The following is a 24,519-nucleotide window of genomic DNA, read 5'->3' as shown; positions in this document are numbered from 1 at the left end:
CGTCGGCGCTCAGGCCGGCACGTCGGGTTCCAACTGCAGCTGCAGCAGCGTGATGGCGTCCTTCAGCTTGAGCCGGCGCTTCTTCAGCCGGCGCAGCTGCAGTTCGTCATGGATTGCATCGCCGGCCAGCCGGTCGATCAGGAAGTCGAGATCGCGGTGCTCGATCTGCAATTCCATGATGCGCCGTTCGAGGGTATTCAGGTTGCTGTCCATCTTTGCCTCCGCTGCCATCACCGTGCCGGCGCTCAGAAGCCGAACGGGCGCGGCGCCGACGCCGGGCCCTGTTGCTGCTCCCTGGCCTTGGCGCGCCGCTCTTCCAGCGCCTTCTGGCGCTGCTCGAGGTCGCGCTGCTTGGCGTCGTATGCCTTCACGTTCTCCTCGCGCTGGCGGGCCTGCTCCGCGCCCTTCTGCTGCGCCTCGCGCATGCGGGCATCGAAGTCAGACTGCTTCTTTTCGTAGGCCTGGGCGTTGGCGGCGCGCTGCGGCGCCCCGGCCTGGCGCTGCGCGTCGCGCAGCTGCTGTTCCTGCTGCTTTTTCTCGTACGCCTCGCGGCTGGACTGCTCGCTGGCGGCGCGCTGCGGCTGGCTGGCCTCGAACTCGGCGCGGCGCAGCGCCTGTTCGCGGTCGCGCTCGGCAGCGCGGTGGGCACGCTCGGCCTCGCCCACTTCCAGCTCGCGCTTGCGCAGCACCTGCAGCTCCTCGCGCTGGATTTCCTTGGCATTGTCGATGCAGCGGGTGACGAAGAACTTGCTGTAGCACTCGCGCTCGGCGGCGGCAAAGCGGTAGTTGGTCCACGCGCGCGAATCGCCGATGGCCTTGCGCTCGGCGGCAAAGTCGCGCGCGGCAGCGGGTGCGGCGGCGGGGGCCGAGGCCTGCGCCTGTGCCGCGCGCAGCGGCATCAGCGCAGCGCATGCCGCCACGGCCACGGCGGCCAGGGCACCGCGGCGGATCAGGAAGACATCGGACACATTGGCGAAGGTTGGCATGGCCGGGAGGGTGGCCTTGGCAACGGCCGGGCGGGACTTGACGATCATGTCCGGATTCTAGCATCCGGGCCGGAGCGCGGCCTGCCCGCGGTCGCCCTGCAGGTGCGCGCGACGCCGCCCGCCTGGCCTGCGGCGCCAGCCGCGCCGGACGCCCGCGCGCTTGTGGCAAAATGCCCCGCTTTCGACTGACTGCGTCTCACGCTGCGTTCCACGATGTCCAACCTGCCCGCATCCGTCTCGCAAAAGATCGTCGCGCTTATCGCGGCCGAACTGTCCGTGCAGCCCCGCCAGGTGGCCGCGGCCGTGGCGCTGCTCGATGAAGGCGCCACCGTCCCCTTCATTGCCCGCTACCGCAAGGAAGTGACCGGCAACCTCGACGACACGCAGCTGCGCAACCTGGAAGAGCGCCTGCTGTACCTGCGCGACATGGAGGACCGCCGCGCCGCGATCCTGGCGTCGATCGAGGAGCAAGGCAAGCTCACGCCCGAGCTGCAGGCGGCCATCGAAGCCGCGCAGACCAAGCAGGCGCTGGAAGATCTCTACCTGCCCTACAAGCCCAAGCGCCGCACCCGCGCCCAGATTGCGCGCGAATGCGGGCTGGAGCCGCTGGCGCTGGCGTTGCTGGCCGATCCCACGCTCGACCCGCAGGCCGAGGCGGCGAAGTACGTCAATGGCAACCCCACCGCCGACGGCGGCGTGCCCGACGTCAAGGCGGCGCTGGACGGCGCGCGCGACATCCTGTCGGAGCAGTTCGGCGAAACCGCCGAACTGCTGGGCAAGCTGCGCGAGCACCTGTGGAACCACGGCGTGGTGGCCTCCACGGTGATGGAAGGCAAGGAAACCGCGGAAGAAGAGAAATTCCGCGACTACTACAACTACAGCGAGACCTTGCGCACGGTGCCGTCGCATCGCGCGCTGGCGCTGTTCCGCGGCCGCAATGCCGGCGTGCTGATGGTCAAGCTGGGCCTGGGCGAAGAGCAGGACGCGATGGTGCCGCACCCGTGCGAAGGCATGATCGCGCGCCATGTCGGCATCCAGCAGCTGGGCCGCCCCGCCGACAAGTGGCTGGGCGACGTGTGCCGCTGGTGCTGGCGCGTCAAGGTGCAGCCGCACTTGGAGACCGAGCTGCTGACGCAGCTGCGCGAGACCGCCGAGAGCGAGGCCATCAAGGTGTTCGGCCGCAACCTGCATGAGCTGCTGCTGGCGGCGCCGGCCGGTCCCAAGGCGGTGATGGGCATCGACCCGGGCATCCGCACCGGCTGCAAGGTGGCCGTGGTGGACAGCACCGGCAAGCTGCTGGAGACCGCCACCATCTACCCGCACGAGCCGCGCCGCGACTGGAACGGTTCGCTCGCCGTGCTGGCACGCCTGGCAAAGCAGCACGGGGTGGCGCTGGTTTCGATCGGCAACGGCACCGCCAGCCGCGAGACCGACAAGCTGGTGCAGGACCTGATCAGGCAGATGCCCGAGCTGAAGCTGACCAAGATCGTGGTCAGCGAAGCCGGCGCGTCGGTCTACTCGGCGTCCGAACTGGCCGCCAAGGAGTTCCCCGACCTGGACGTGTCGCTGCGCGGGGCGGTGTCGATCGCGCGCCGGCTGCAGGATCCGCTGGCCGAGCTGGTCAAGATCGATCCCAAGTCGATCGGCGTGGGCCAGTACCAGCACGACGTCAACCAGCGCGAACTGGCGCGCGCGCTCGACGCGGTGGTCGAGGACTGCGTCAACGCCGTCGGCGTCGATGTCAACACCGCGTCGGCGCCGCTGCTGGCGCGTGTGTCGGGCCTGAACTCGGTGCTGGCGCGCAATATCGTCGAGTTCCGCGACGCCAACGGCGCCTTCGCCAACCGCAGTGCGTTGAAGCAGGTGCCGCGCCTGGGCGACAAGACCTTCGAGCAGGCCGCGGGCTTCCTGCGCATCAACGACGGCGACAATCCGCTGGACCGCTCGTCGGTGCACCCGGAAGCGTACCCGGTGGTGCAGCGCATCCTGGACCACGTCAAGAAGGGCCTGCGCGACGTGATGGGCAACCGCGAGGCGCTGCGCGGCCTGGCGCCGGAAAAATTCACCGACGAATCGTTCGGCCTGCCCACGGTGCGCGACATCCTGTCCGAGCTGGAAAAGCCGGGCCGCGACCCGCGTCCGGAGTTCAAGACCGCGACCTTCCAGGAGGGCGTCGAGGACGTGAAGGACCTGCAGCCCGGCATGGTGCTGGAAGGCGTGGTCACCAACGTGGCCGCGTTCGGCGCGTTTGTCGATATCGGCGTGCACCAGGATGGCCTGGTCCATATCTCGGCGCTGTCGAACAAGTTCGTCAAGGACGCGCACGAAGTGGTCAAGGCCGGGCAGATCGTCAAGGTCAAGGTGATGGAGGTAGACGTCAAGCGCAATCGCATCGGCCTGTCGATGCGGCTCGACGACGAACCCGGCCAGGCCGCGGCGCGCGCCGGCAGCGACCGGGGCGGCCAGCGCAATGGCGGCGGCAAGGGCTTCGGCGGCGGCCGCCGCGAGCCGGAGCCGGCCGGCGCCATGGCCGCCGCCTTCGCCAAGCTCAAGCGCTGATCGCACCTGCCTCGGGCACAGCGCCCCGCACGGGAAACCGTGCGGGGCGTTTTCGTCTCTGGCTGTTTCAGGCTGTTTCAGGCTGTTTCAGGCGCCGCGGGCGATGCGCACGGCCAGTCCCGTGCCGGCACGCCCGGCACCGTCGGCCCCGTTGGCAAATCCCAGCTCCAGCCCATGCAGCCGCGCCACGCGCCGCGCGATGGAAATGCCCAGGCCGTGGCCCTGCTCGTGCTGCCCGGCGCCGCCGCGGAAAAAGCGGTCACCGAGGCGCGCCAGCAATTCGGGCGCGACGCCGGGACCCTGGTCGCGCACGGTGATGCTGTCGGGCCGGAAATCGACCAGCACCAGCGCGCCTGGCGGGCTGTAGCGGATCGCGTTGTCGAGCAGGTTGCGCAGCAGCAGCGACAGCAGCGCGGAATCGCCCGCGACCGGCAACGCAGCCTGGCCCGGCGGCGGCCAGGCCAGCTCCACGTCGACCTGCTTGTGCTGCGCCAGCGCCAGGCAGTCGGACAACGCCTGCTGTGCCACCGGTATCCAGTTGACCGGCTGGCGCGACGGCAGCCCGGCGGCATCCTCGAGCCGGCTCAGCGTCAGCAGCTGCGACACCAGCCGGCCGATACGGTCGATGCCGGCGGCGACATTGGCCCGCGCCAGCGCGCGTTCGTCGCGGTCGGGCGAGCGCTCGGCGATTTCCCACTGCGCCTTGAGCGCTGCCAGCGGCGTGCGCATTTCGTGCGCGGCATCCGCCGTCAGGCGCCGCTCATGCTCGATCGAATCGGAGACGCGCGCCAGCAGCCGGTTCATCGCGTGCACCAGCGGCACCAGTTCGCCCGGCACGGCATCGAGGCTGAGCGGACGGCGATCGTCCGCGGCGCGCGCTTCGATATCCGCGGACAGCATGCGCACCGGCGCCAGCGCGCGGCGCATGAAGCCGATCAGCAGGCCGATCAGCAGCGGCAGGCCCACGGCCCAAGGCAGCACCTGCGCGGCAATGTAGGACAGGATCAGCTCATTGCGCTCGCCCAGCTGCTGGCCCACGCACACGCGCCAGCCGGTGTCGGGATCGTCGAGGTAATAGAGCCGCCAGCGCTGCCGCTCGAGCGTGACTTCGGTAAAGCCCTTGACGCCCTCGGCGCGGGGCAGCTTGTCGCCGTCGGGATCGATATGCAGCGGCTTGCCGTCGGGCAGCCAGGCGGCAATGGCCAGGTCGCCGAGGCCGGCGTCGCCCAGGTCGCCTTCGTCGAGACGCGGCACGCGCGCGCGCGACATGCCCGCGCCGATGTCGACCAGCGGCACGACCGACTGCATCTGCAGCGCCATGCGTACCATGTCGGTGTCATAGAGCTCGTTGATCTCGTGCCGCGCGCGCACATAGGTCATGCCCAGCGTCAGCAGCCATACCACCGGCGCGGCCACCAGCACCGCCAGCACCAGCCTGCGCTGCAGCGTCATGCGCAGTCCTCGGCCGCGCCCAGCGTGTAGCCGGCGCCGCGGAAGGTGCGCACGATCTTCGGATGGATCTTGCGGCGCAAGTGGTGGATGTGGACTTCCAGCGCGTTGCTCTCGATCCCGCCCTGCCAGTCATAGAGCTTGTCGCGCAGGATTTCGCGCGTCAGCAGGCGGTTGGGGTGCGCCAGCAACAGTTCGAGCAGCATGGCTTCGCGGCTGGTCAGCTCGACCGGCTTGCCCTGCCAGTACGCCTGGCGCGCGGCCGGGTGGAAGGTCAGCGCGCCGTGCTGCCACACCGGGGCGGACATCCCCGCCGCGCGGCGCGTGACAGCGCGCAGCCGCGCGGCCAGTTCATCGAGCGCGACCGGCTTGACCAGGTAGTCGTCGGCACCGGCATCGAGCCCGCCGATGCGGCTGTCGACGGCATCGCGCGCGGTCAGCACGATCACCGGGATGCGGCTGCCGCGCGCGCGCCAGCGCGCCAGCAACGTCATGCCGTCTTCGCCCGGCAGGCCCAGATCCAGCACCACGGCATCGTAGTGGGCCAGGCCGAGCGCGTGATCGGCGTCGGTGCCGTTGCGAAACCAGTCGACCGCGTAGTCGAGCAGCTGCAGGCCGCGCCGCAGGCCGTCGCCCAGCATCGGGTCATCTTCAACAATCAAAAGTCTCATGCTCTGGAGTGGCCTGGAGGTATCACGGCGTGGTGCGCGCGCCGCTTAATGTGCCATTAAGGTTCGCGGATTATGCTCCGCTCACCTTTCAATTGCCTGCCCGTACAACGCGGCGCGCCTCACCGGCGTGGACATGGCTGGTCCGCCCGCACCGGCCCGCTCGCCACTTGCCGCGGCCTGTGCCGCGCCATCCTGTTCCCGCCCATGCTGTTCCGTTCCCGCATGCCGCACCATCCCGACCGCGTTGCCGCCGCTCCGGGTCTGCTCCCTGCCAGGGCCGCCATGGCCGGGGATGCGGCACGCACCGCCGGGGTGCCGATACTGGTGCCGATGCTGGTGGTGATGGCCTTTGCGCTGCTGTGGTTCGGCACGCTCGGCATGCGTCACCTGCTGGGCCCCGACGAGGGCCGCTATGCCGAGATCGCCCGCGAGATGCTCAACAGCGGCGACTGGGTCACGATCCGCTATGACGGCCTGAAGTACTTCGAGAAGCCGCCGCTTCACATGTGGATGACGGCGGTGTCCTACGCGTTGTTCGGCATTGGCGACTGGCAGGCGCGGCTGTGCGTGGCGCTGGCGGGCGCCGTGGGGCTGGGGGCATCGATGCTGGCGGCCGCACGCTGGTTCGGCAAGCGCGCCGGGGTGATGGCCGGGCTGGTGCTGGCCGGCGCGCCAATGTGGAACGTGGCGGCGCATTTCAACACGCTCGACATGACGCTGTCGGGCGCCATGGCCTGCGTGCTGGCGGGCCTGCTGCTGGCGCAGCATCCGGCCACTGCGCCGGCCGCGCGCCGCCGCTGGATGCTGGCGTGCTGGGCGGCAATGGGCGTGGCGGTGCTCACCAAGGGGCTGGTCGGGGTGGTGCTGCCCGGGCTGGTGCTGGTGCTCTACACCGCCGTGACGCGCGACCTGGCGCTGTGGCGGCGCCTGCATGCCCCGGCCGGGATCGCGCTGATGCTGCTGGTGGCGGTGCCGTGGTACTGGCTGGTGGCGCGGCGCAACCCCGAATTCCTGCGCTTCTTCTTCATCCACGAGCACTGGCAGCGCTATACCTCGACCGCGCATGCGCGCCCGGGCGCGCCGTGGTACTTCGTGCCGCTGCTGGCAGGCGGCTTCCTGCCCTGGCTGGGCTTGCTGCCGGGCATGGTCCGCGCGGTCGCGCAACGCGCCGGCGTGGTCCGGTCCGCGGGCGCCGGCGCCACCCCGCCCTTCCAGCCGGCGCTGATGACCGGCCTGTGGGCGCTGGCCATTTTTGTGTTCTTCAGCCTGTCCGGCTCGAAGCTGCCGGGCTACATCGTGCCGATGTTTCCCGCGCTCGGCATCCTGGCCGGCGTGGCGCTGACGCAGGCCGGCGAGCGTGCCTGGGACTGGCAGCTGCGCGCCATGCTGGCCGTCGGCACGCTCGGCATGCTGGCGAGCCCGTGGGTGGCCACGCTCGATGCCAACCATACGCCCAACGCGCTATACCGCGCCTATGCGCCGTGGGTGGCGCTGGCGTGCGCGCTGCTGATCGCGAGTGCCGCCGCGGCGCGATGGCTGCAACGGCGCCGCGGCCGCATGGCCAGTGTCACCGGCTATGCGTTCGGCATGCTGCTGGCGTTCTCCGCCGCGCTGCTGGGCCACGAAGCGATCGGCCGTGCAGCCTCCGGCATCGACCTGGTGGCGCCGATCGAACGCGTGCTGCGGCCCGGCATGCCGCTGTACGGCGTCGGCATGCTTGACCATACGCTGCCGTTCTACCTCGGCCATCCGCTCACCATGGTGGCGCAGGCCGACGAACTGGACTTCGGCGCCGCGCAGGAGCCGCAAAAGTGGGTGCCGACCGTCGAGGCCTTCGTCGACGCCTGGCAGCACGGTCCGCGCGCCGTCGCGCTGCTGTCGCCGGCAACGTTTGCCGAACTGAGCGCGCGTGTGCCGATGCATGTCATCGCGCGCGACTGGCGCCGAGTTGCGGTGTCCAACTTTGCCTTGGCCGGCGAGCGCCAGACGCGCCGGCTTGTTTCCGATTTCCACGCCACTCCTTAACGCATGCAAGTCAAGAAAGTACTCATCCTTGGCGTCAACGGCTTCATCGGCCACCACCTGACGCGCCGCATCCTGGAAACCACGCCGTGGGAAGTCTACGGCATGGACATGAACACGGACCGCCTCGGCGATCTCGTCGAGCATCCGCGCATGCACTTCTTCGAGGGCGACATCACCATCAACAAGGAGTGGATCGAGTACAACATCCGCAAGTGCGACGTGGTGCTGCCGCTGGTGGCCATCGCCACCCCCGCCACCTACGTGCGCCAGCCGCTGCGCGTGTTCGAGCTCGACTTCGAAGCCAACCTGCCGATCGTGCGCGCCGCGGTCAAGTACGGCAAGCACCTGGTGTTCCCGTCGACCTCGGAGGTCTACGGCATGTGCAGCGACGAGGCGTTCGACCCCGACGCCTCGCCGCTGGTCTACGGCCCGATCAGCAAGCCGCGCTGGATCTATGCCTGCTCCAAGCAGCTGATGGACCGCGTGATCCACGCCTACGGCATGGAGCAGGGCCTGGACTACACGCTGTTCCGCCCCTTCAACTGGATCGGCGCCGGGCTGGACTCGATCTTCGAATCGAAGGAAGGCTCGTCGCGCGTGGTGACGCAGTTCCTCGGCCACATCGTGCGCGGCGAACCGATCAAGCTGGTCGACGGCGGCGCGCAGCAACGCGCCTTCGCCGACATCGCCGACGGCATCAGCGCGCTGATGCGCATCATCGAGAACCCGGGCGGCGTGGCCAGCGGCAAGATTTACAACATCGGCAACCCCGGCAATATCCACTCGGTGCGCGAGCTGGCCGAGATGATGCTGAAGATGGCCGCCGACTACCCGGAGTACGCGCAGCAGGCGCGCCTCACCAAAATCGTCGAGACCTCCTCGGGCGACTTCTACGGCAAGGGCTACCAGGACGTGCAGCACCGCGTGCCGAAAATCGACAACACCATCGAGGAACTGGGCTGGCGCCCGGAGATCGGCATGGAAGCGGCGCTGCGCCGCATCTTCGAGGCGTACCGCGGCCACGTCAGCGACGCCCGCGTGCTGGTCAACCAGGGCTGAGCGCTCGCGGACCATGCAAAGCAGAACGGCGGTGCCTGGGCACCGCCGTTCTGCATCCGGGCACGCCTAGCCCACCGAGACCTCGATCCGGCGCGGCCGCGCTTCATCGCGGCGCGGGATGGTCAGCTTGAGCACGCCGTCCTGCAAATTGGCCTGGATCGCCGACGCGTCGAGATCCGGGCTGAGCGTAAAGGTGCGCGCATAGCGCGGCTGCCGCACTTCGGCATGCTGCACGCGCAGGCCGGCCGGCATCGGCAGCACCGCCTCGCCCTCGATGCGCAGGTTGCTGTCGTGGACGTTGACTTCCAGCTTCTCGCGCGGCACCCCCGGCAGGTCCGCCCACAGCGTCACGCCGGCGGCGGTCTCGAAGATATCGACGGCGGGAATCAGCGTCATGGCCGGCGCCTCGTCGCGGCGCTGCGCCACGGCACCGCCCTGCCCGGCCGCACTGGCCTGGTCGCGCTGGACGACTGGATTCGAATCGGTCATGGCTACCTCCTCACGTTAGCTGATGGTGATGGCACGCGGGCGCGAGGCCTCGCGCTTGCCGACGCTGATCGACAGGCAGCCGTTGGCATAGCGCGCCTGCACCTTGTCGGGATCGGCCGCCTGCGGCAACTCGATCACACGGCGGAAGCTGCCGGCAAAGCGCTCCTGCGCATAGGGACGCGCTTCGGCGTCGCCCTCCGGCTGCGTCGCGGCGCGCTCGCCGCTGATGGTCAGCAGGCCCTTGTCGACCGACACATCGAACTGTTCCGCCTTGAGGCCCGGGGCAAACACCACGATCTCGATGGAGTCGTCGGTAGTGCCGATATTGAGCGGCGGAAACGCACCGAAACGCCCGGAGCGCAGGCTCGACGGAAAGCCGCCGAACAGGCCAGCCATCTGCCGTTGCATCCGGTCGAATTCACTGAACAGATCAGTCCCGAAAATGAAATCACTCATGGTTGGATCCTCCTTCTGTGCAGCGGGAAGGCGCACGGACGCCTGGGTTCCCTGCCATCGGTGGCGCCGCTGGCCGGGAAGCCACAGCGCGTTGCTGCAGCGGCTGGGCAACCCTTAGTTAGTGACCAGCCGGGAGGATTTCAAGAGGGAAATGGCGCGGTGCCGGCACGGCTGTGCCGGCGCCCTGAATGAGGTCTCAGGCACCGGCGCGATCGAAGCCGGCCTTGCGCGCGAGCACGATGGCCTGCCCGCGGTTTTCCACTTCCAGCTTGGCGAAGATGCTGGTGATATGGTTGCGCACGGTCTTCTCGCACAGGTCCAGGTGTGCAGCGATCTGCGCGTTGTCGCGCCCCTGCGCGATCAGTTCGACGATATCGCGCTCGCGGCGCGTAAGCGCGGTGAACGCGGGGCAGCGTGCCGGCTGCGCCGACGGCAGGAACGCACGCACCTCTTCCAGCCAGCGGCGCCAGGCGGGCTCGGTGTCCAGCAACAGGTGATTGCCGCTTTCCAGGGGCACGAAGCGCGCGCCGGGAATCTCGCTGGCCATCAGGCGTCCCTCGTCGAACGGCACGCGCGCATCGCGCACCGCGTGCAGCACCAGCGTCGGGCACGAGACGCGCGGCAGCAGCGCCACCACATCGATCTCGTTGAACACGCGCATGAAGCGCGCGGCATTCAGCGGCGAAGTCGACACGCGCTCCAGTTCGTTGAACCAGGCATGCTGCTCGGCGGTGCCGCCAGGGATGAACTGCGTGGTGAAGAACTGGCGGAAGGCGGGGTTCTCCTGGCCCCAGCCGAGTTCGGCCAGCTTGTTCATCAGCTCGGCTTCCTCGCGCAGGCGCTGGCTGAGATGGTCGCGCTTCAGGCGCCCGCGCGCGTAGCCGCCGTGCAGCACGAGGTGGCTGACGCGCTGCGGATGCGCGACCGCGTAGGCCACCGCGATCGATGCGCCCTGCGAGATACCCAGCAGCGGGAAGTGGTCCACGCCGGTGGCGTCGACAATGGTTTCGAGATCGCGCAGCCAGGCGTCGAAGGACAAGTCCTCGATGTCGCGGTCGGAGAGGCCGCAGCCGCGCTCGTCATAGCGGATCAGCGTATGCGTCTCGGACAGCGCCGTGATCATGTGGCTCCACACCGGGCTGCCGACATCGAACTCCAGGTGGCTCATCCAGTTGGCCGCCTTGACCAGCGGCGCGCCGCTGCCGGTGACGGCATAGGCCAGCCGCACGCCATCGCGGCTGGTGCACAGGCGGATCTGCTGCTTGAACATCGGCATGTCGGGGCCGCGCGGGCGCAAGCTGCCCGCCGGCAGCCGCGGGCCGCGGCTGCCATGCGGGCGCGCCGCGTGACCTCCCTAGCTTAGGCAAAGGATGGGCGGCGCAAAAGCGCCGCAGCGGCTTCAGGACAGGCATTCGCCGCTGCCGCGCGCATCGCTGCGCGCGCCGTCGACATACGGATCACGAGACCGGGCGCGCGCGCCTTCGGTGAAGACGTCGAAGCGGCCCACGCGCGCGCCGTCCGTATAAGGGTCCGGCTTGCGCATCCCGTCATGACCGGGTTCAAAGCCGCGCACGCGGCACACGGAAAGATTGCCGCGCGCGACCACGGGCAGCAGCGCGGTGCCCGCGGCCGGACTGCGCGCGCCCTCGGTAAAAGCATCGCGCTGGGCGGCATGGCGTGGCACGGCAGCGGCCAGGGCTTCGCCATACGCGCCGGCCTGGGCCGCCTGGCTGAAGCCGGCGGCGAATGCGGCAGCGGCAACGAGGGTCTGGGCAAGATTCCTATGCATTGCAATCTCCAACTGCGGTAGCCGGGGGCGGGTCTACCCCGGCAAATCCGTCATGCGGGCGATCGAAGACAAAGCGGCGTGGCTGCACGGGATCGCCCGTGCCGTGCAAGCCATTGCCTGGCGCGGCTCGGCTGCCATCCCATCAGGGCAGCGGCGTGGCGCCGGACTCCGGGATCCGGGGTGTGCTGGGCAGTCTGGATGCCGCCACGCCGGGGAGGGAACTGCCGCAAGGCGCGGGGCTGAGACAAGCTGAGGGACGCATTGTCGGATGCGGTCGGGCTTGCCGCATGAGTCCACGGTCCCGGTTCAGGCCGACGGCAGCCCGGTTTCCGGGACCTGTGCCCCGCCCCCCGGACATCGCCGCCCAAAGAAAAGCCCCCGGGACGCCTGGCGGCGCAGGCCCGGGGGCTGGCAGAGCGGACGGTGGGGGCGGCGGACGCTGCCCCCGCGCGCTCAGATCTCGACCTTGGTACCCAGTTCCACGACCCGGTTGGCCGGGATCTGGAAAAAGTCCGACGGCTTGGCGCCGTTCTGGTGCATCCAGGCGAACAGGCTTTCGCGCCACATCGGCATGCCAGGCAGCTTGGACGGGATGACCGATTCGCGGGCGATGAAGAAGGAGGTCTCCATCAGCTCGAAATGCATGTCCAGCTTGCGATCGGCCAGGTCCAGGACCTTCTGCACGTCAGGCGTTTCCTTGAAGCCGTACTCGGACTTCAGGATAAACACGCCGCCGCCCAGGTCCTTGCAGCTCAGGCGATGGTCGTCGTCCACGTAGGGGACGTCGCGCGTGATGAAGTTGAGGAACACCACGCGCTCATGCAGCACGCGGTTGTGCTTCAGGTTGTGCAGCAGCGAGACCGGCACCGAATCGGTGTTGCCGGTCAGGAACACCGCGGTGCCTTCGACCCGGTGCGGCGGGTGCGCCAGCAGGCCGGCGATGAACGGCTCGAGCGGGATGCCGTCTTCCAGGCTGCGCGCGCGCAGCAGCTTGCGGCCGCTGTACCAGGTCATCAGCAGGAAGAACGCAGTGCTGCCCAGCAGCAGCGGGAACCAGCCGCCTTCGGCAACCTTGAGCAGGTTCGCCGCGAAGAACGACAAGTCCACCACCAGGAAGGCCGTGCCCAGCATCGCGACCAGCGCGGGGTTCCATTTCCAGACATTGCGCATGCACACCGTCGCCAGGATGGTGGTGATGACCATGGTGGTGGTCACCGCGATGCCATAGGCAGCGGCGAGATTCTCGGACTTCTTGAACGAGATCACGACGGCAAACACCAGCACCAGCAGCATCCAGTTGACCACCGGCAGGTAGATCTGGCCGATCTCGGCCGCCGAGGTGTAGCGCACCCGCATGCGCGGCAGGAAGCCCAGCTGGATGGCCTGGCTGGTCAGCGAGTACGCGCCCGAGATGACCGCCTGCGAGGCGATCACCGTGGCGCAGGTGGCCAGCAGCACCATCGGGATCAGCAGCAGCTCCGGCACCATCAGGTAGAACGGGTTCTCGGCGCCGGCCGGGTTGTTCAACAGCATCGCGCCCTGGCCAAAGTAGTTCAGCATCAGGCACGGCATCACCAGAATGAACCAGCCGATGCGGATCGGGCGCGCGCCGAAGTGCCCCATGTCGACATACAGGGCCTCTGCGCCGGTCAGCACCAGGAACACCGAGCCAAGCACGATGAACGCCTGCAGCGCGTGCTCGACGAGGAAGGTAATGCCGTAGTACGGATTCACCGCCTTCAGGATCTCGGGCGCCTGCACCAGGTTGTAGATGCCCAAGGCGCCCAGCGCCAGGAACCACGCCGTCATCACCGGCCCGAACAGCTTGCCCACTGCCGCGGTGCCGTGGCGCTGGATCAGAAACAGCGCCGCGAGGATCGCCAGCGTGATCGGTATCACGAACTGCGACAGCTGCGGCGCGGCGATTTCCAGTCCCTCCACCGCCGACAGCACCGAGATCGCCGGCGTGATCACCGCGTCGCCGTAGAACATGCAGGCGCCGAAGATGCCCAGCATCATCAGTACCTTGGCCTTGCCGGAGCGTGCCGCCACGGTGCGCAGCACCAGTGCCATCAGCGCCAGCACCCCGCCCTCGCCGTCGTTGTCGGCCCGCATCACGAACACCACGTACTTGATCGAGACCACGATGATCATGGCCCAGAACAGCATGGAGATCACGCCCAGCACGGCGTCCGTGCTGAAGGCGATGCCGTGTTCCTTGCTGAAGCATTCCTTGAGGGCGTAGAGCGGGCTGGTGCCGATGTCGCCGAAGACGACGCCTACCGCGCCGAGCACCAGCGCGCGCGTGCTGGGGCTCTCGACAAAATAGTGGCTGGTTGTGGACTGGGTCATGAAGTTGGGTCTGCCCGACCGGAGCGCCGGCAGGTTTGTTGGCTCTGCCGCGGGCCGGTCCGATCCGGCGCAACAGCTTGCTGCGCCAGGGGCCGGTGCTGGTTGCGGTTCTTATTGCATTGCACAAACGCGCGCAATTCTAGTGGAACTGTCGACTATCGACCACTGCGGCAAAACGGGATGCCGCTTTCGTGACTTCGCAAGAATGGGAGGGAAGTGGCGGATGGTCAAGCCCTGGCAGAGCAAAACAGCGACACCTTGCGCCCGCAAGTGCCGTTGCGGCAGGGCAACAACAGCGCCTTTTCCGCCACATTGGTGCCGGTCAGACCCCCAGGTAGCGGTCCAGCGCTTCCGGCTTGCCAGCCAGGTCCGATGCGGGGCCGGACAGCACCACCCGGCCCTTTTCCAGCACCACGGCGCGGTCGGCGTGCGCCAGCACCGAGCGGAAATTGCGGTCAACCACCACCGACGCGATACCGGTGGTCCGCACGGTCGCGATCACGGCCCAGATCTCGCGCACGATGCGCGGCGCCAGCCCTTCGGTGGCCTCGTCCAGCACCAGGCAGTCAGGATTGGTCATCAGCGCGCGGCCGATCGAGAGCATCTGCTGCTCGCCGCCGGACAGTTGCTGGCCGCCATGCGACAGACGTTCCTTCAGGCGCGGGAACAGGTCGAGCACGCGTGCCTCGTCCCAGTCGCTGCGGCCATTGCAGCCCTTGCGCGCGGCCATCAGCAGGTTCTCGCGCACCGACAGGCTGGGGAAGATGCCACGCCCCTCGGGGACGTAGGCCACTCCCAGCCGGGCGACCTCGAACGGCTGCGCGCGCGAGACATCGCGGCCGGCCACCAGGATCCGGCCCTGGCGCTGGCGCACGTGGCCGAGCAGCGTACGCAGCAGCGTGCTCTTGCCCATGCCGTTGCGCCCGAGCAGCCCGACCGTCTCGCCCGCGCCGACGGTGAAGTCGATGTCGCGCAGCACGTGGCTCGAGCCGTACCAGGCATTGATGCCGGTGGCCTCGATCATCGGCGCGGCCGGGGCCGAGGCGGAGTTCTGCTGGTTCATGCGGCCTCGTCCTCTTCCTCGCCCAGGTAGGCCACCTGGACGTCGTGGTTGGTGCGGATGGCCTCGGGGCTGCCGCTGGCGATCACGGCGCCATTGACCATCACGGTGATGCGGTCGGCGACCGAGAACACCGCGTCCATGTCATGCTCGACCAGCAGGATGGCGTGGCCTTCGCGCAGGCCGCGCAGCAGCGCCAGCATCCGCGCCGACTCTTCCGCGCCCATGCCCGCCAGCGGCTCGTCCAGCAGCAGCGCGACCGGCTGCGTGGCCAGGCACATCGCCACCTCCAGCTGGCGCTTCTGCCCGTGCGCGAGATCGCTGGCGCGCCGGTCCGCCAGGTGGTCCAGCCCGGCCCGCTCCATGGCCTCGTCGGCCAGCGTCGCGCTGGTGCGGCAGCCCTGGGCGCTTTCCCACAGCCGCCAGGCACGCTGCGCGCGCGACTGCGCCGCCAGCCGGCAGTTCTCGCGCACCGTCAGCGGCAGGAAGATGTTGTTGCGCTGGTAGCTGCGCCCTACTCCATGCCGCGCCAGCCGGTGCTGCGACCAGCCCGTCACGTCCTCGCCTTTCAGCCGCAGGCGGCCGGAGGAAGGCGACAGTTCACCGGACAGCATATTGATCAGGGTCGACTTGCCGGCGCCATTGGTGCCGATGACGGCGTGGATCTCGTGCAGCGCCAGCGTCAGGTCGACGCTTGCCACGGCGGTCAGGCCGCCGAAGCGCCGCGTCAGCTGCTGCGCCTCGAGGATGGGGCTGGCGGGCGCGTTCATGCGGCCTCCGTATGGCTGCGCGGCTCGGCGGCGGCTTCGTCGGTGCCGGAGCCGGCATCGCCATTGCGGCGGCGCCGGCGTCCGTGCCGCAGCACCGACGGCAGGCTGACCAGCCCGCGCGGCAGCAGCGCCACCGCGACAATGATGAACCCGCCCATCAGCAGCTGCCAGTGCTTGGTCAGCGTACTGAACCACTCGGCCAGCAGCACGAACGAAAACGCGCCCAGCACCGCACCGGCCAGGCTGCCGACGCCGCCGAGGATCACCATCAGCATGGCGTTGCCCGACTGGTGCCACGACGCGATCTCCGGATTGACGAAGCCGAACTGGATCGCATAGAGAAACCCGGCCAGCCCTGCCAGCAGCCCGCCTGCGACAAAGGCGCCAAGCTGGTATCGATAAGTGGCATAGCCGGCCGCGCGCATGCGCTGCTCGTTGTGGCGGATGCCGACCAGCGCGTGGCCGAAGCGCGAGCGCAGCACCAGCATCAGCACAGCCACGGTCGCCACCAGCCCGAGCCACACCAGCCAGTAGAAGTGCATCGGGTCGTTCACCGTCAGCAGGTGCTCGCCCGGCACGGGAAATTCCGGGCGGAAGTAGATATAGGTGCCATCGCTGCCGCCCGCGACCTTGGTGTCGTGGAACACGAAGTACACCATCTGCGCGAACGCCAGCGTCACCATGATGAAATACACGCCGCGCGTGCGCAGCACCAGCGCGCCCACCACCAGCGCCAGCGCCGCCGATGCCGCCAGCGCGCCGGCCAGCAGCACCCAGCCGTTGCCGGGCCCGCTCTGCGGCGCCAGCATGGCCGTGGCATAGGCGGCCATGGCGAAGTAGGCGGCATGGCCCAGGCTGACCAGCCCGGTGTAGCCGATCAGCAGCTGCAGCGACAGCGCGAAGATCGCCATGATCATCACCTTGCTGAGCAGCTCGATATAGAACTTGTGGCTGTCGGCGGTCAGCAGCAGCGGCAGCCCGGCCAGCACCGCGAAAGCCACCACCCAGCCCAGCGCGGTGGCCAGCGTGGCGTTGCGCGCAGCGTGCCGGCGTGCCGGCAATGTCGTCGGATTCATGTCACCCCGCCTTGAACAGCCCCTGCGGCTTCCACAGCAGGATCACCGCCATCAGCAGGTAGATCAGCACGCCGGCTGCCTCCTGCCAGAACACCTTGCCGAAGGTATCGACAAAGCCCAGCAACAGCGACGCCACCAGCGCGCCCTTGACCGAGCCGATGCCGCCGATCACCACCACCACGAAACAGACGATCAGCACCTGCGCGCCCATGCCCGGATAGACCGACGACACCGGCGCGGCGATCATGCCGGCCAGCACCGCCAGGGCCACCCCAAGCGCGAACACAAAGCGGTACAGCACCGTGATATTGATGCCCAGCGACTGCACCATCTCGCGGTTGGTCGCGCCGGCACGGATCATCATGCCCAGGCGCGTGCGGCGGATCACGTAGTACATCGCCAGCGCCACCACCAGGCACACGGCGGAGATGAACAGGCGGTACACCGGATAGGTCATGTCGTTGCCGATCGGCAGCGCGCCGTCGAGCAGCGCCGGCACCTGCACGCCGTGCACGTCATCGCCGACCAGGATGCTGCGCAATTCCTCGAACACCAGGATCAGGCCATAGGTCATCAGCACCTGCTGCAGGTGGTCGCGCTCGTACAGGTAGCTGAAGAAGGCCCACTCCAGCACATAGCCGAACGCCACCGCCAGCACGATGCCCAGCGGAATGGCGATGAACAGGTTGCCGGTCAGTCCGGCCAGCGTGAAAGCCAGATAGGCGCCCAGCATGTAGAAGCTGCCGTGGGCCAGGTTGATCACGCCCATGATGCCGAAGATCAGCGTCAGGCCGCTGGCGACCAGGAACAGCAGCAGGCCGTACTGGACGCTGTTCAGGCACTGGATGAGAAAGGAGACGATGTCCATGCGGGCAATACATCAAGGAACCGATAGCGCCACGCAGGCTGGTGGCAAGCTCCCCTCCCCCGCGTGCGGGAAAGGGGAGAAAACACGCGGGTGTTAAAGCGCTTACAGCCGGCACCCGCGCGCGGGGTCGGCCAGCGCCTTCACCGCCACGGCACTGACCTTGTTCTCGCGCCCGTCCACCTTGCGCAGGTAGAAGTCCTGCACCGGGTTATGCGCCTTGGACAGCGTGAAGGTGCCGCGCGGGCTGTCGATCCTGGCGCCGCCCATGGCCTTGTAGAGCTCGGCCTTGCGCGTCATGTCGCCCTTCACGGCGCTCGCGCCGGCTGCCAGCAGCTGGGCCGCATCGTAGCCCTGCACCGCATACACATCGGGCTGCAGCTTGTAGGTCTTGGCGTAGTCCAGGCGGAAGTTCTTGTCGCGCGGGTTGGTCAGGCCGTCGGCGTAATGCAGCGTGGTCTCCAGGCCCTGCGCGGCGTTGCCCTGCGCCTCGAGCGTGCCGTCGGTGAGGAAGCCCGACCCGTACAGCGGGATCTTGTCCTTCAGCCCGGCCGCGGCCCAGTCCTTGACGAACTTGACCGCGCCGCCGCCGGCAAAGAACACGAACACGGCGTCGGGCTTGAGCGATGCCACTTCGGTGATCAGCGCCTGGAACTCGACATTGGGGAACGGCAGGCTCAGTTCCTTCACCACTTTGCCGCCCTTGGCCTCGAACGCCTCCTTGAAGCCCTTGACCGACTGCTCGCCGGCGGCGTACTTCCAGGTCAGCGTTACCACCTTCTTCAGGCCGCGCTCGCCCAGCACCTGGCCCATCGCATAGCCCGGCTGCCAGTTCGAGAACGAGGTGCGGAAGATATTGGGCCCGCACAGCGGCCCGGTGGCCTCGTCGACGCCGGCGTTGGGAATGATCAGCAGCGTATTGTTTTCCTTGGCCACCTTGACGATGCCCATCTGCACGCCGGAATGCACCGTGCCCACCACCACGTCGACCTGGTCGCGCTTGACCAGCTTGGTGGCATTCTCCGGCGCCTTGGCCGGATCGGATTCGTCGTCGACCTTGAAGTACTCGATCTCGCGCCCGCCCAGCTTGCCGCCCTGCTGCTGCACGTACATGCGGAAGCCGTTCTCGATGGCGTTGCCCAGCGCGGCGTAGGTGCCGGTGTACGGCAGCATGAAGCCGACCTTGATCTTGCCGCCGGCGGGAGCGCCGGCCGCGGGGGCCGCGGTCTGCGCCGACGCGCCGGCCATGGCAAAGACGGTGGCGACGGCAAGGCAGGCAGGCGCAAGCCTGCGCGATGGGAAGCGACGCATGGTGTCTCCTGGTGGTCAAGCCGGTTGGCTCGCTGGACCGTTGCCGGTCACCCCTGCCCTTGCCATGGGCCGCCGGCGCACCTGGCACCGGGAACCCCTGCGCAACCGGCGGGAAGCCGAATTATTTTAGGTTTGAAGTATATGCGTTTATATGCCGAACCGCGGCCAGCGTCAACGGATCTTTTTGGTCGCGATGGGGCGAATGTCCGCATCGCGCGAGTTTAAGCAAGGTGGTCTGGGGGGCATATCGATGGATACCCTCGATCTGCGCCATGGTGCCGTACTCGTCGTCTTCGCCCTGCACCGCAAGCACCGGGCATTGGATGCCGGACAGCAGCGGCCGCAGGTCCCAGCGGCGGAATTCCGGGTCGAGCCAGATATCGTTCCAGCCCCAGAACGCCGAATCGACATCCGCGTGGTGGCGCGCCAGCCGCTCGCGCAGGTCGGTTTCCAGGTAGGCCTGGCGCGTCGCCGCGATGCTGCGCACCGACAGGTCTTCGACCACGATATGCGGCGCCAGCACGGTGATGCCCGCCACCGCCTCCGGGAAGCTGGCGGCATGGATCAGCGCGATCGAGCCGCCATCGCTGTGGCCGAGCAGCCAGGGCGTGCCGTGCGCGCGGCCGGGTCCGATTTCGAGCGCATCGAACAGCGCGGGCAACGCCTCGCGCGCCTGCCGGTGCATGAAATCGGGGCGCCACTTCTCGCCGTGCGGCCGCGGCGTGGAGCGGCCGTAGCCGTAACGGGAAAACACCAGTCCGCAGTAATCGCCGGCCTCGCAGAAGTCGCGCGGAAAATCCCGCCACATGCTGACCGAGCCGAGGCCCTCGTGCAGGAACACCACCAGCGGACGCTGCGCGCGCTCCGGGCGCAGCCACTGGTATTCGATCTGGATACGGCGGTTGTCGAACGGGATCTCGACCAGGCTGCCGGGCATGGACATTGGTTGCATCGGTTAAAGAAGTTCAGCCGCGCGCGGCCTGCTCGCGCTGGCGCAGGCGGAAGCGCTGGATCTTGCCGGTGGCGGTCTTGGGCAGTTCCGGCACGCATTCGATCTGGCGCGGGTACTTGTACGGCGCCAGGCGCGACTTGACGAAGGCCTGCAGTTCCGCCGCCATGCCGTCGTGCCATTGCTGGCCCGGGCGCAGCACCACGAAGGCCTTGGGCTTGACCAGTTCGTCGGCGTCCGTCACGCCGATCACCGCCGCTTCCAGCACGGCCGGATGCTGTGCCAGCGCGGCCTCGACCTCGAACGGCGAGACGTAGATGCCGCCCACCTTCAGCATGTCGTCGCTGCGGCCGGCGTAGGTGTAGTAGCCATCCGCATCGCGCAGGTACTTGTCGCCGCTGCGCGTCCAGGCGCCGACGAAGGTTTCGCGGCTCTTGTCGCGATTGCACCAGTACATCAGCGCGGCGCTCGGGCCCTTGATGAAGAGCTCGCCGATCTCGCCCGCGGCGCACGGCTGGCCCTGCTCGTCGAGCAGCCTGATTTCGTAGCCGGGGACCGGCACGCCGGTGGTGCCGTAGCGCACTGCGCCCGGCCGGTTCGACAGGAAGATATGCAGCATCTCGGTGGAGCCGATGCCGTCGAGGATGTCGCAGCCGAAATGCGCCAGGAAGCGTTCGCCGATATCGCGCGGCAGCGCCTCGCCCGCCGAGGTGCAAACGCGCAAGGCCACGTCCGCGCGCGCCGGCAGGTCCGGCGCGGCCAGCATGCCGGCGAACAGGGTCGGCACGCCGCAGAATACCGTCGGCTGGTGCTCGCGCAGGCGTTTGAACACCGCGGCGGGCGTGGGCCGCTCGGCCATCAGCACGGTGGTCGCACCGACCGACATCGGAAAGGTCAGCGCGTTGCCGAGCCCGTAGGCAAAGAACAGCTTGGCGGCGGAGAACACCACGTCGTCCTCGCGGATGCCCAGCACCTGCCGGGCATAGAGGTCGGCGGTATGGAACAGGTTGGCGTGGGTGTGCACGGTCCCCTTGGGCCGGCCGGTTGAGCCGGACGAGTACAGCCAGAACGCCATGTCGTCGGGGCCGGTGCTGGCTGCGGTCGCCGGCGTGCGGGTGCGCGCCAGCATCGCGCCGACGCTGCAGGACGGCGCGGCGCCGGCATGTGGCGCCGCCTGGATCACGGTCGGGGCCAGCCCGCTCTTGTCGATCGCAGCCTGCATCACCGCCAGCAGCGGTTCGGACACCACCACCGCGCGGGCACCGCTGTGGTCCAGCATGTAGGCGTAATCGTCCGCCGTCAGCAGGGTATTGACCGCCACCGGCACCACGCCCGCCAGCAGGCAACCGAGGAACACCACCGGAAAATCGACCGTGTCGAGCGCGCACAGCAGCACGCGCTCTTCCTGGCGCAGGCCGGCCGCGCGCAGCGCCCCGGAAAAGCGGCGGGAACGGTCGTCCAGTTCGGCGTAGGTCAGCGAGGTGGTGTCGTCGCGGTAGGCGGTCTTGCCGCCGCGGCCTGCCTGGAGGTTGCGCGACAACAGGTCCTCGGCGGCGTTATAGCGTGACGGCAGCGCCGCAATGGCACTGGCGGCGTCGGCAGCCGCAGGGTCGGGGGGCGTCATGTCTCACTCCTTGGTATCGCGCGCCACGGCCCGCCGGCCGGCAGGCGCGCGACGGCGCCAGGCCAGTCGCTGTTGTCGGGGCCGGTCTTGGGGCAGCCGGATCCGCTTATTGATGCATTTTATTTCACATCAACTATTATGCAACCAAGGGAATGCACTATAGGACAGGGTTCGCGGTGGCAGCCGCCTCCGGCACCACTTGGCGCGCTGCGCTGACCGTATAATGCGCCCCTGCTTTCGCCCCAGCCTTTCTTTAGGCCGCACCTACCTGACCGACACCATGCGCCGCGATTCCGCTCCGCTGCCCGCCGCCAGCGCCGCCGAGGCCGACACGCCTGCCGCGCCCGCTGCCAACGCCGAACGCGACCCCTACCTGACCCAGCTGGGCGAGCGCATCCGTTCGCTGCGCGCCTCGCGCGGCATGTCGCGCAAGGACCTGGCGCGCGGCGCGGCCGTGTCCGAGCGTTATCTTGCCAACCTGGAAACCGGCACCGGCAATGCGTCGGTACTGCTGCTGCGGCAGGTGGCGCGCGCGCTGGACGTGCCGCTGCCGGTGGTGCTGGCCGAGGTCGACACCCTCAACGGCCAGCAGGCGTCCGAGTTCGCGCAAATGGTGCAGTGGCTGGCGCAATTGCCCGCCGGCGAGCTGGCCCGCGTGCGCGAAGCCTGCCGCCACGCGCTGGCGCCGGAACAATCGGGCGATGCGCGCCACCGCCGCATCGCGCTGATCGGGCTGCGCGGCGCCGGCAAATCGACGCTGGGGCGCGCGCTGGCGGCCGCGCGCGACGTGCCGTTCGTCGAACTGAATGCGGTGATCGAGCAGGAAGCGGGCGCCAGCCTGTCCGAGATCCACTCGCTGTACGGGCAGGCCGCCTATCGCCGCTACGAAATGCGCGCGCTGGAACGGACCCTGCGCGAACACGACCGCATGGTGCTGGCCACGCCAGGCAGCCTGGTGTCGGAACCGGCGACCTTCAACCTGCTGCTGGCGCAGTGCTTCACCATCTGGGTCCGCACCTCGCCTGAAGAGCACATGGCGCGCGTGGTGGCCCAGGGCGACATGCGGCCGATGGAAGGCAACCGCGAGGCCATGGCCGACCTGCGCCGCATCCTGGAGGCGCGCGCGCCGCTGTATGACCGCGCCGACCTTTCCATCGACACCAGCGGCCAGGACGCCGCTACCTCGCTGCAGCAACTGCGCGCCCGGCTGCAGGCCGCCGGCGCCTGAACCGGCCCGGCGGGCTGACAAAGACGTTGCACCGCCCGTCTCCATGCACTATATTTCATCAAAAGCCGCAAGGCACTATAGTGCACTCAGGAGACAGCCATGTCCACGCCGGCCATTGCCCCGCAACCCTTTGACCCGGCAGACGCGTCCGCGCCGGTCACATTCGAGCGCCACCCCGACCAGTACCGCCACTGGAAGCTCAGCTTCAACGGCCCGATCGCCACGCTGGCGATGGATGTCGATGAAGAAGGCGGCCTGCGTCCCGGCTATGCGCTCAAGCTCAATTCCTACGACCTTGGCGTCGACATCGAACTGCACGACGCGCTGCAGCGCATTCGCTTCGAGCATCCCGAGGTCCGCACCGTGGTGCTCACCAGCGCGCGCGAGCGCATCTTCTGCTCCGGCGCCAATATCTTCATGCTGGGGCAGTCCTCGCATGCGTGGAAGGTCAACTTCTGCAAGTTCACCAACGAGACCCGCAATGCCATCGAGGACGCCAGCCGTCACTCGGGGCTGAAGTTCATCGCCGCGTGCAACGGCACCACCGCCGGCGGCGGCTATGAGCTGGCGCTGGCGTGCGACGAGATCGTGCTGGTCGACGACCGCTCTTCCGCGGTGAGCCTGCCCGAGGTACCGCTGCTGGGTGTGCTGCCCGGTACCGGCGGCCTCACGCGCGTGACCGACAAGCGCCATGTGCGTCGCGACCACGCCGATATCTTCTGCACCACCACCGAAGGCGTGCGCGGCCAGCGCGCCAAGGACTGGAAGCTGGTCGACGAAGTAGTCAAGCCGGCGCGCTTTGCCGAATACGTGGCCGAGCGCGCCGCGGCGCTGGCAGCCACCAGCGACCGCCCGCAAGGCCACCACGGCATCACCCTGACGCCGCTGTCGCGCGCCGTGGAGCCGCACGGCTATCGCTACGAGACCGTGCGCGTGCATATCGATGCCGCCGCGCGCAAGGCCACGCTGACCGTGTTCGGGCCCGACAAGCACCAGCCCGCCGATCTCGCCGGCGTGGTCGCGGCGGGCGCGCAATGGTGGCCGCTGAAGATGGCGCGCGAACTCGACGACGCCATCCTGACGCTGCGCACCAACCACCTCGATATCGGCATCTGGGTGCTGAAGACCGAAGGCGACCCGGCCGCGGTGCTGGCGGCCGATGCCCTGCTGCAGGCGCACGCCGGCCACTGGTTCGTGCGCGAGACCGTCGGCATGCTGCGCCGCACGCTGGCGCGGCTGGATGTGTCGTCGCGCAGCCTGATCGCACTCATCGAACCGGATTCCTGTTTTGCCGGCACGCTGCTGGAACTGGCGCTGGCCGCCGACCGCAGCTATATGCTGCACCTGCCCGACGCGCCCGACGACGCGCCACGCGTGTTCGTCTCGCCGCTCAATTTCGGCCACTATCCCATGCCCAACGGGCAGACCCGCCTGGCGGCGCGCTTCTACGGCGACGAGGCCGCGCTCGGCCCGGTGCGCGACCATATCGGCGCGCCGCTGGACGCGCTCAGCGCCGATTCGCTCGGCCTGATTACCGCGGCGCCGGACGACATCGACTGGGAAGACGAGATCCGCATCGCCCTGGAGGAACGCGCCAGCCTGTCGCCGGATGCGCTCACGGGGATGGAAGCCAACCTGCGCTTCGGCGGCGCCGAGACCATGGAAACCCGCATCTTCGGCCGGCTCACCGCCTGGCAGAACTGGATCTTCCAGCGCCCCAACGCCGTCGGCGAGCACGGCGCGCTGAAGGTCTTCGGCAGCGGCAACAAGGCCCGCTTCGACTGGGACCGCGTCTAGCGCA

21 protein-coding genes are annotated in these 24,519 nt (G+C 68.6%); 5 read left to right on the top strand and 16 right to left on the bottom strand.

From position 1 onward, the window contains the following. Positions 1-9: 9 nt before the first annotated feature. Both RALTA_RS06440 and RALTA_RS06435 read right to left on the bottom strand, forming a co-directional pair. Positions 10-213: a DUF465 domain-containing protein gene (locus RALTA_RS06440; protein ID WP_012352626.1), complete on the bottom strand. Its 204-nt coding sequence runs from the start codon at positions 211-213 to the stop codon at positions 10-12. Positions 214-245: 32 nt separating this feature from the next. Next, the gene (locus RALTA_RS06435; protein ID WP_012352625.1) at positions 246-1,034 is read right to left on the bottom strand and encodes a hypothetical protein; all 789 of its coding nucleotides are present in this window, start codon (positions 1,032-1,034) and stop codon (positions 246-248) included. A 165-nt stretch (positions 1,035-1,199) separates the two neighbouring features. On the opposite strand from RALTA_RS06435, the gene RALTA_RS06430 reads away from it, so the two are divergent. Next, a complete protein-coding gene (locus RALTA_RS06430) occupies positions 1,200-3,545 on the top strand; it encodes a Tex family protein (protein WP_012352624.1) in 2,346 nt (781 codons plus the stop codon). 87 nt (positions 3,546-3,632) lie between these two features. Here the strand turns inward: RALTA_RS06430 and RALTA_RS06425 are convergent, their stop codons facing one another. After that, entirely contained in the window at positions 3,633-4,997 is a 1,365-nt protein-coding gene (locus tag RALTA_RS06425; protein WP_012352623.1) for an ATP-binding protein, read from the bottom strand. Continuing rightward, positions 4,994-5,665 carry a response regulator gene (locus RALTA_RS06420; RefSeq protein WP_012352622.1) on the bottom strand — a complete coding sequence of 224 codons (672 nt, stop codon included), beginning with the start codon at positions 5,663-5,665 and terminating at the stop codon, positions 4,994-4,996. Before RALTA_RS06420 ends, RALTA_RS06425 begins: the two co-directional genes overlap by 4 nt. 222 nt (positions 5,666-5,887) lie before the next feature. Between RALTA_RS06420 and RALTA_RS06415 the strand changes: the two genes are divergently transcribed. Then, positions 5,888-7,690 (top strand): glycosyltransferase family 39 protein, encoded by a 1,803-nt coding sequence (locus RALTA_RS06415; RefSeq protein ID WP_012352621.1) that lies wholly within the window; start codon positions 5,888-5,890, stop codon positions 7,688-7,690. Between the two features lie 3 nt (positions 7,691-7,693). Continuing rightward, on the top strand, positions 7,694-8,749 hold the full coding sequence (locus RALTA_RS06410; protein ID WP_012352620.1) for a bifunctional UDP-4-keto-pentose/UDP-xylose synthase: 1,056 nt from the start codon (positions 7,694-7,696) through the stop codon (positions 8,747-8,749). A 66-nt stretch (positions 8,750-8,815) separates the two neighbouring features. Here the strand turns inward: RALTA_RS06410 and RALTA_RS06405 are convergent, their stop codons facing one another. From RALTA_RS06405 to RALTA_RS06350, 12 genes are all read right to left on the bottom strand, one after another. After that, complete coding sequence (locus tag RALTA_RS06405) at positions 8,816-9,238, bottom strand: Hsp20/alpha crystallin family protein (RefSeq protein WP_012352619.1); 423 nt, start codon at positions 9,236-9,238, stop codon at positions 8,816-8,818. 15 nt (positions 9,239-9,253) lie between these two features. Then, positions 9,254-9,694 carry an Hsp20/alpha crystallin family protein gene (locus tag RALTA_RS06400; protein WP_012352618.1) on the bottom strand — a complete coding sequence of 147 codons (441 nt, stop codon included), beginning with the start codon at positions 9,692-9,694 and terminating at the stop codon, positions 9,254-9,256. Positions 9,695-9,890: 196 nt separating this feature from the next. Continuing rightward, a complete protein-coding gene (locus RALTA_RS06395; protein ID WP_041232322.1) occupies positions 9,891-10,970 on the bottom strand; it encodes an alpha/beta fold hydrolase in 1,080 nt (359 codons plus the stop codon). A gap of 123 nt (positions 10,971-11,093) precedes the next feature. Beyond that, on the bottom strand, positions 11,094-11,483 hold the full coding sequence (locus RALTA_RS06390; RefSeq protein WP_012352616.1) for a hypothetical protein: 390 nt from the start codon (positions 11,481-11,483) through the stop codon (positions 11,094-11,096). A 453-nt stretch (positions 11,484-11,936) separates the two neighbouring features. Continuing rightward, a complete protein-coding gene (locus tag RALTA_RS06385) occupies positions 11,937-13,835 on the bottom strand; it encodes a potassium transporter Kup (protein ID WP_012352615.1) in 1,899 nt (632 codons plus the stop codon). Positions 13,836-14,157: 322 nt separating this feature from the next. Then, entirely contained in the window at positions 14,158-14,898 is a 741-nt protein-coding gene (locus RALTA_RS06380) for an ABC transporter ATP-binding protein (protein ID WP_012352614.1), read from the bottom strand. Further along, a complete protein-coding gene (locus tag RALTA_RS06375) occupies positions 14,895-15,665 on the bottom strand; it encodes an ABC transporter ATP-binding protein (RefSeq protein WP_012352613.1) in 771 nt (256 codons plus the stop codon). The genes RALTA_RS06380 and RALTA_RS06375 overlap by 4 nt, the downstream gene beginning before the upstream one ends. After that, positions 15,662-16,741 (bottom strand): branched-chain amino acid ABC transporter permease, encoded by a 1,080-nt coding sequence (locus tag RALTA_RS06370; RefSeq protein WP_012352612.1) that lies wholly within the window; start codon positions 16,739-16,741, stop codon positions 15,662-15,664. The genes RALTA_RS06375 and RALTA_RS06370 overlap by 4 nt, the downstream gene beginning before the upstream one ends. A 1-nt stretch (position 16,742) precedes the next feature. After that, positions 16,743-17,609 carry a branched-chain amino acid ABC transporter permease gene (locus RALTA_RS06365; protein ID WP_012352611.1) on the bottom strand — a complete coding sequence of 289 codons (867 nt, stop codon included), beginning with the start codon at positions 17,607-17,609 and terminating at the stop codon, positions 16,743-16,745. Between the two features lie 102 nt (positions 17,610-17,711). After that, positions 17,712-18,917 (bottom strand): ABC transporter substrate-binding protein, encoded by a 1,206-nt coding sequence (locus tag RALTA_RS06360; RefSeq protein WP_012352610.1) that lies wholly within the window; start codon positions 18,915-18,917, stop codon positions 17,712-17,714. A 121-nt stretch (positions 18,918-19,038) separates the two neighbouring features. Then, complete coding sequence (locus RALTA_RS06355) at positions 19,039-19,869, bottom strand: alpha/beta fold hydrolase (protein ID WP_012352609.1); 831 nt, start codon at positions 19,867-19,869, stop codon at positions 19,039-19,041. A 13-nt stretch (positions 19,870-19,882) separates the two neighbouring features. Next, a complete protein-coding gene (locus RALTA_RS06350; RefSeq protein WP_012352608.1) occupies positions 19,883-21,490 on the bottom strand; it encodes a benzoate-CoA ligase family protein in 1,608 nt (535 codons plus the stop codon). A 280-nt stretch (positions 21,491-21,770) separates the two neighbouring features. Here RALTA_RS06350 and RALTA_RS06345 point away from each other — a divergent pair, with 280 nt between their 5' ends. Both RALTA_RS06345 and boxC read left to right on the top strand, forming a co-directional pair. Further along, positions 21,771-22,718, top strand: coding sequence for a helix-turn-helix transcriptional regulator (locus tag RALTA_RS06345; protein ID WP_012352607.1), 948 nt, complete (start codon positions 21,771-21,773; stop codon positions 22,716-22,718). A 99-nt stretch (positions 22,719-22,817) separates the two neighbouring features. Then, entirely contained in the window at positions 22,818-24,515 is a 1,698-nt protein-coding gene (gene boxC / locus RALTA_RS06340; protein WP_012352606.1) for a 2,3-epoxybenzoyl-CoA dihydrolase, read from the top strand. Positions 24,516-24,519: the final 4 nt, after the last annotated feature.

The sequence above is a fragment of the Cupriavidus taiwanensis LMG 19424 genome (genome assembly GCF_000069785.1).
GTDB lineage: Bacteria > Pseudomonadota > Gammaproteobacteria > Burkholderiales > Burkholderiaceae > Cupriavidus > Cupriavidus taiwanensis.
The sequence above is the reverse complement of the archived record's forward strand: the minus strand, read 5'-3'. Positions and strand labels throughout refer to the sequence as shown.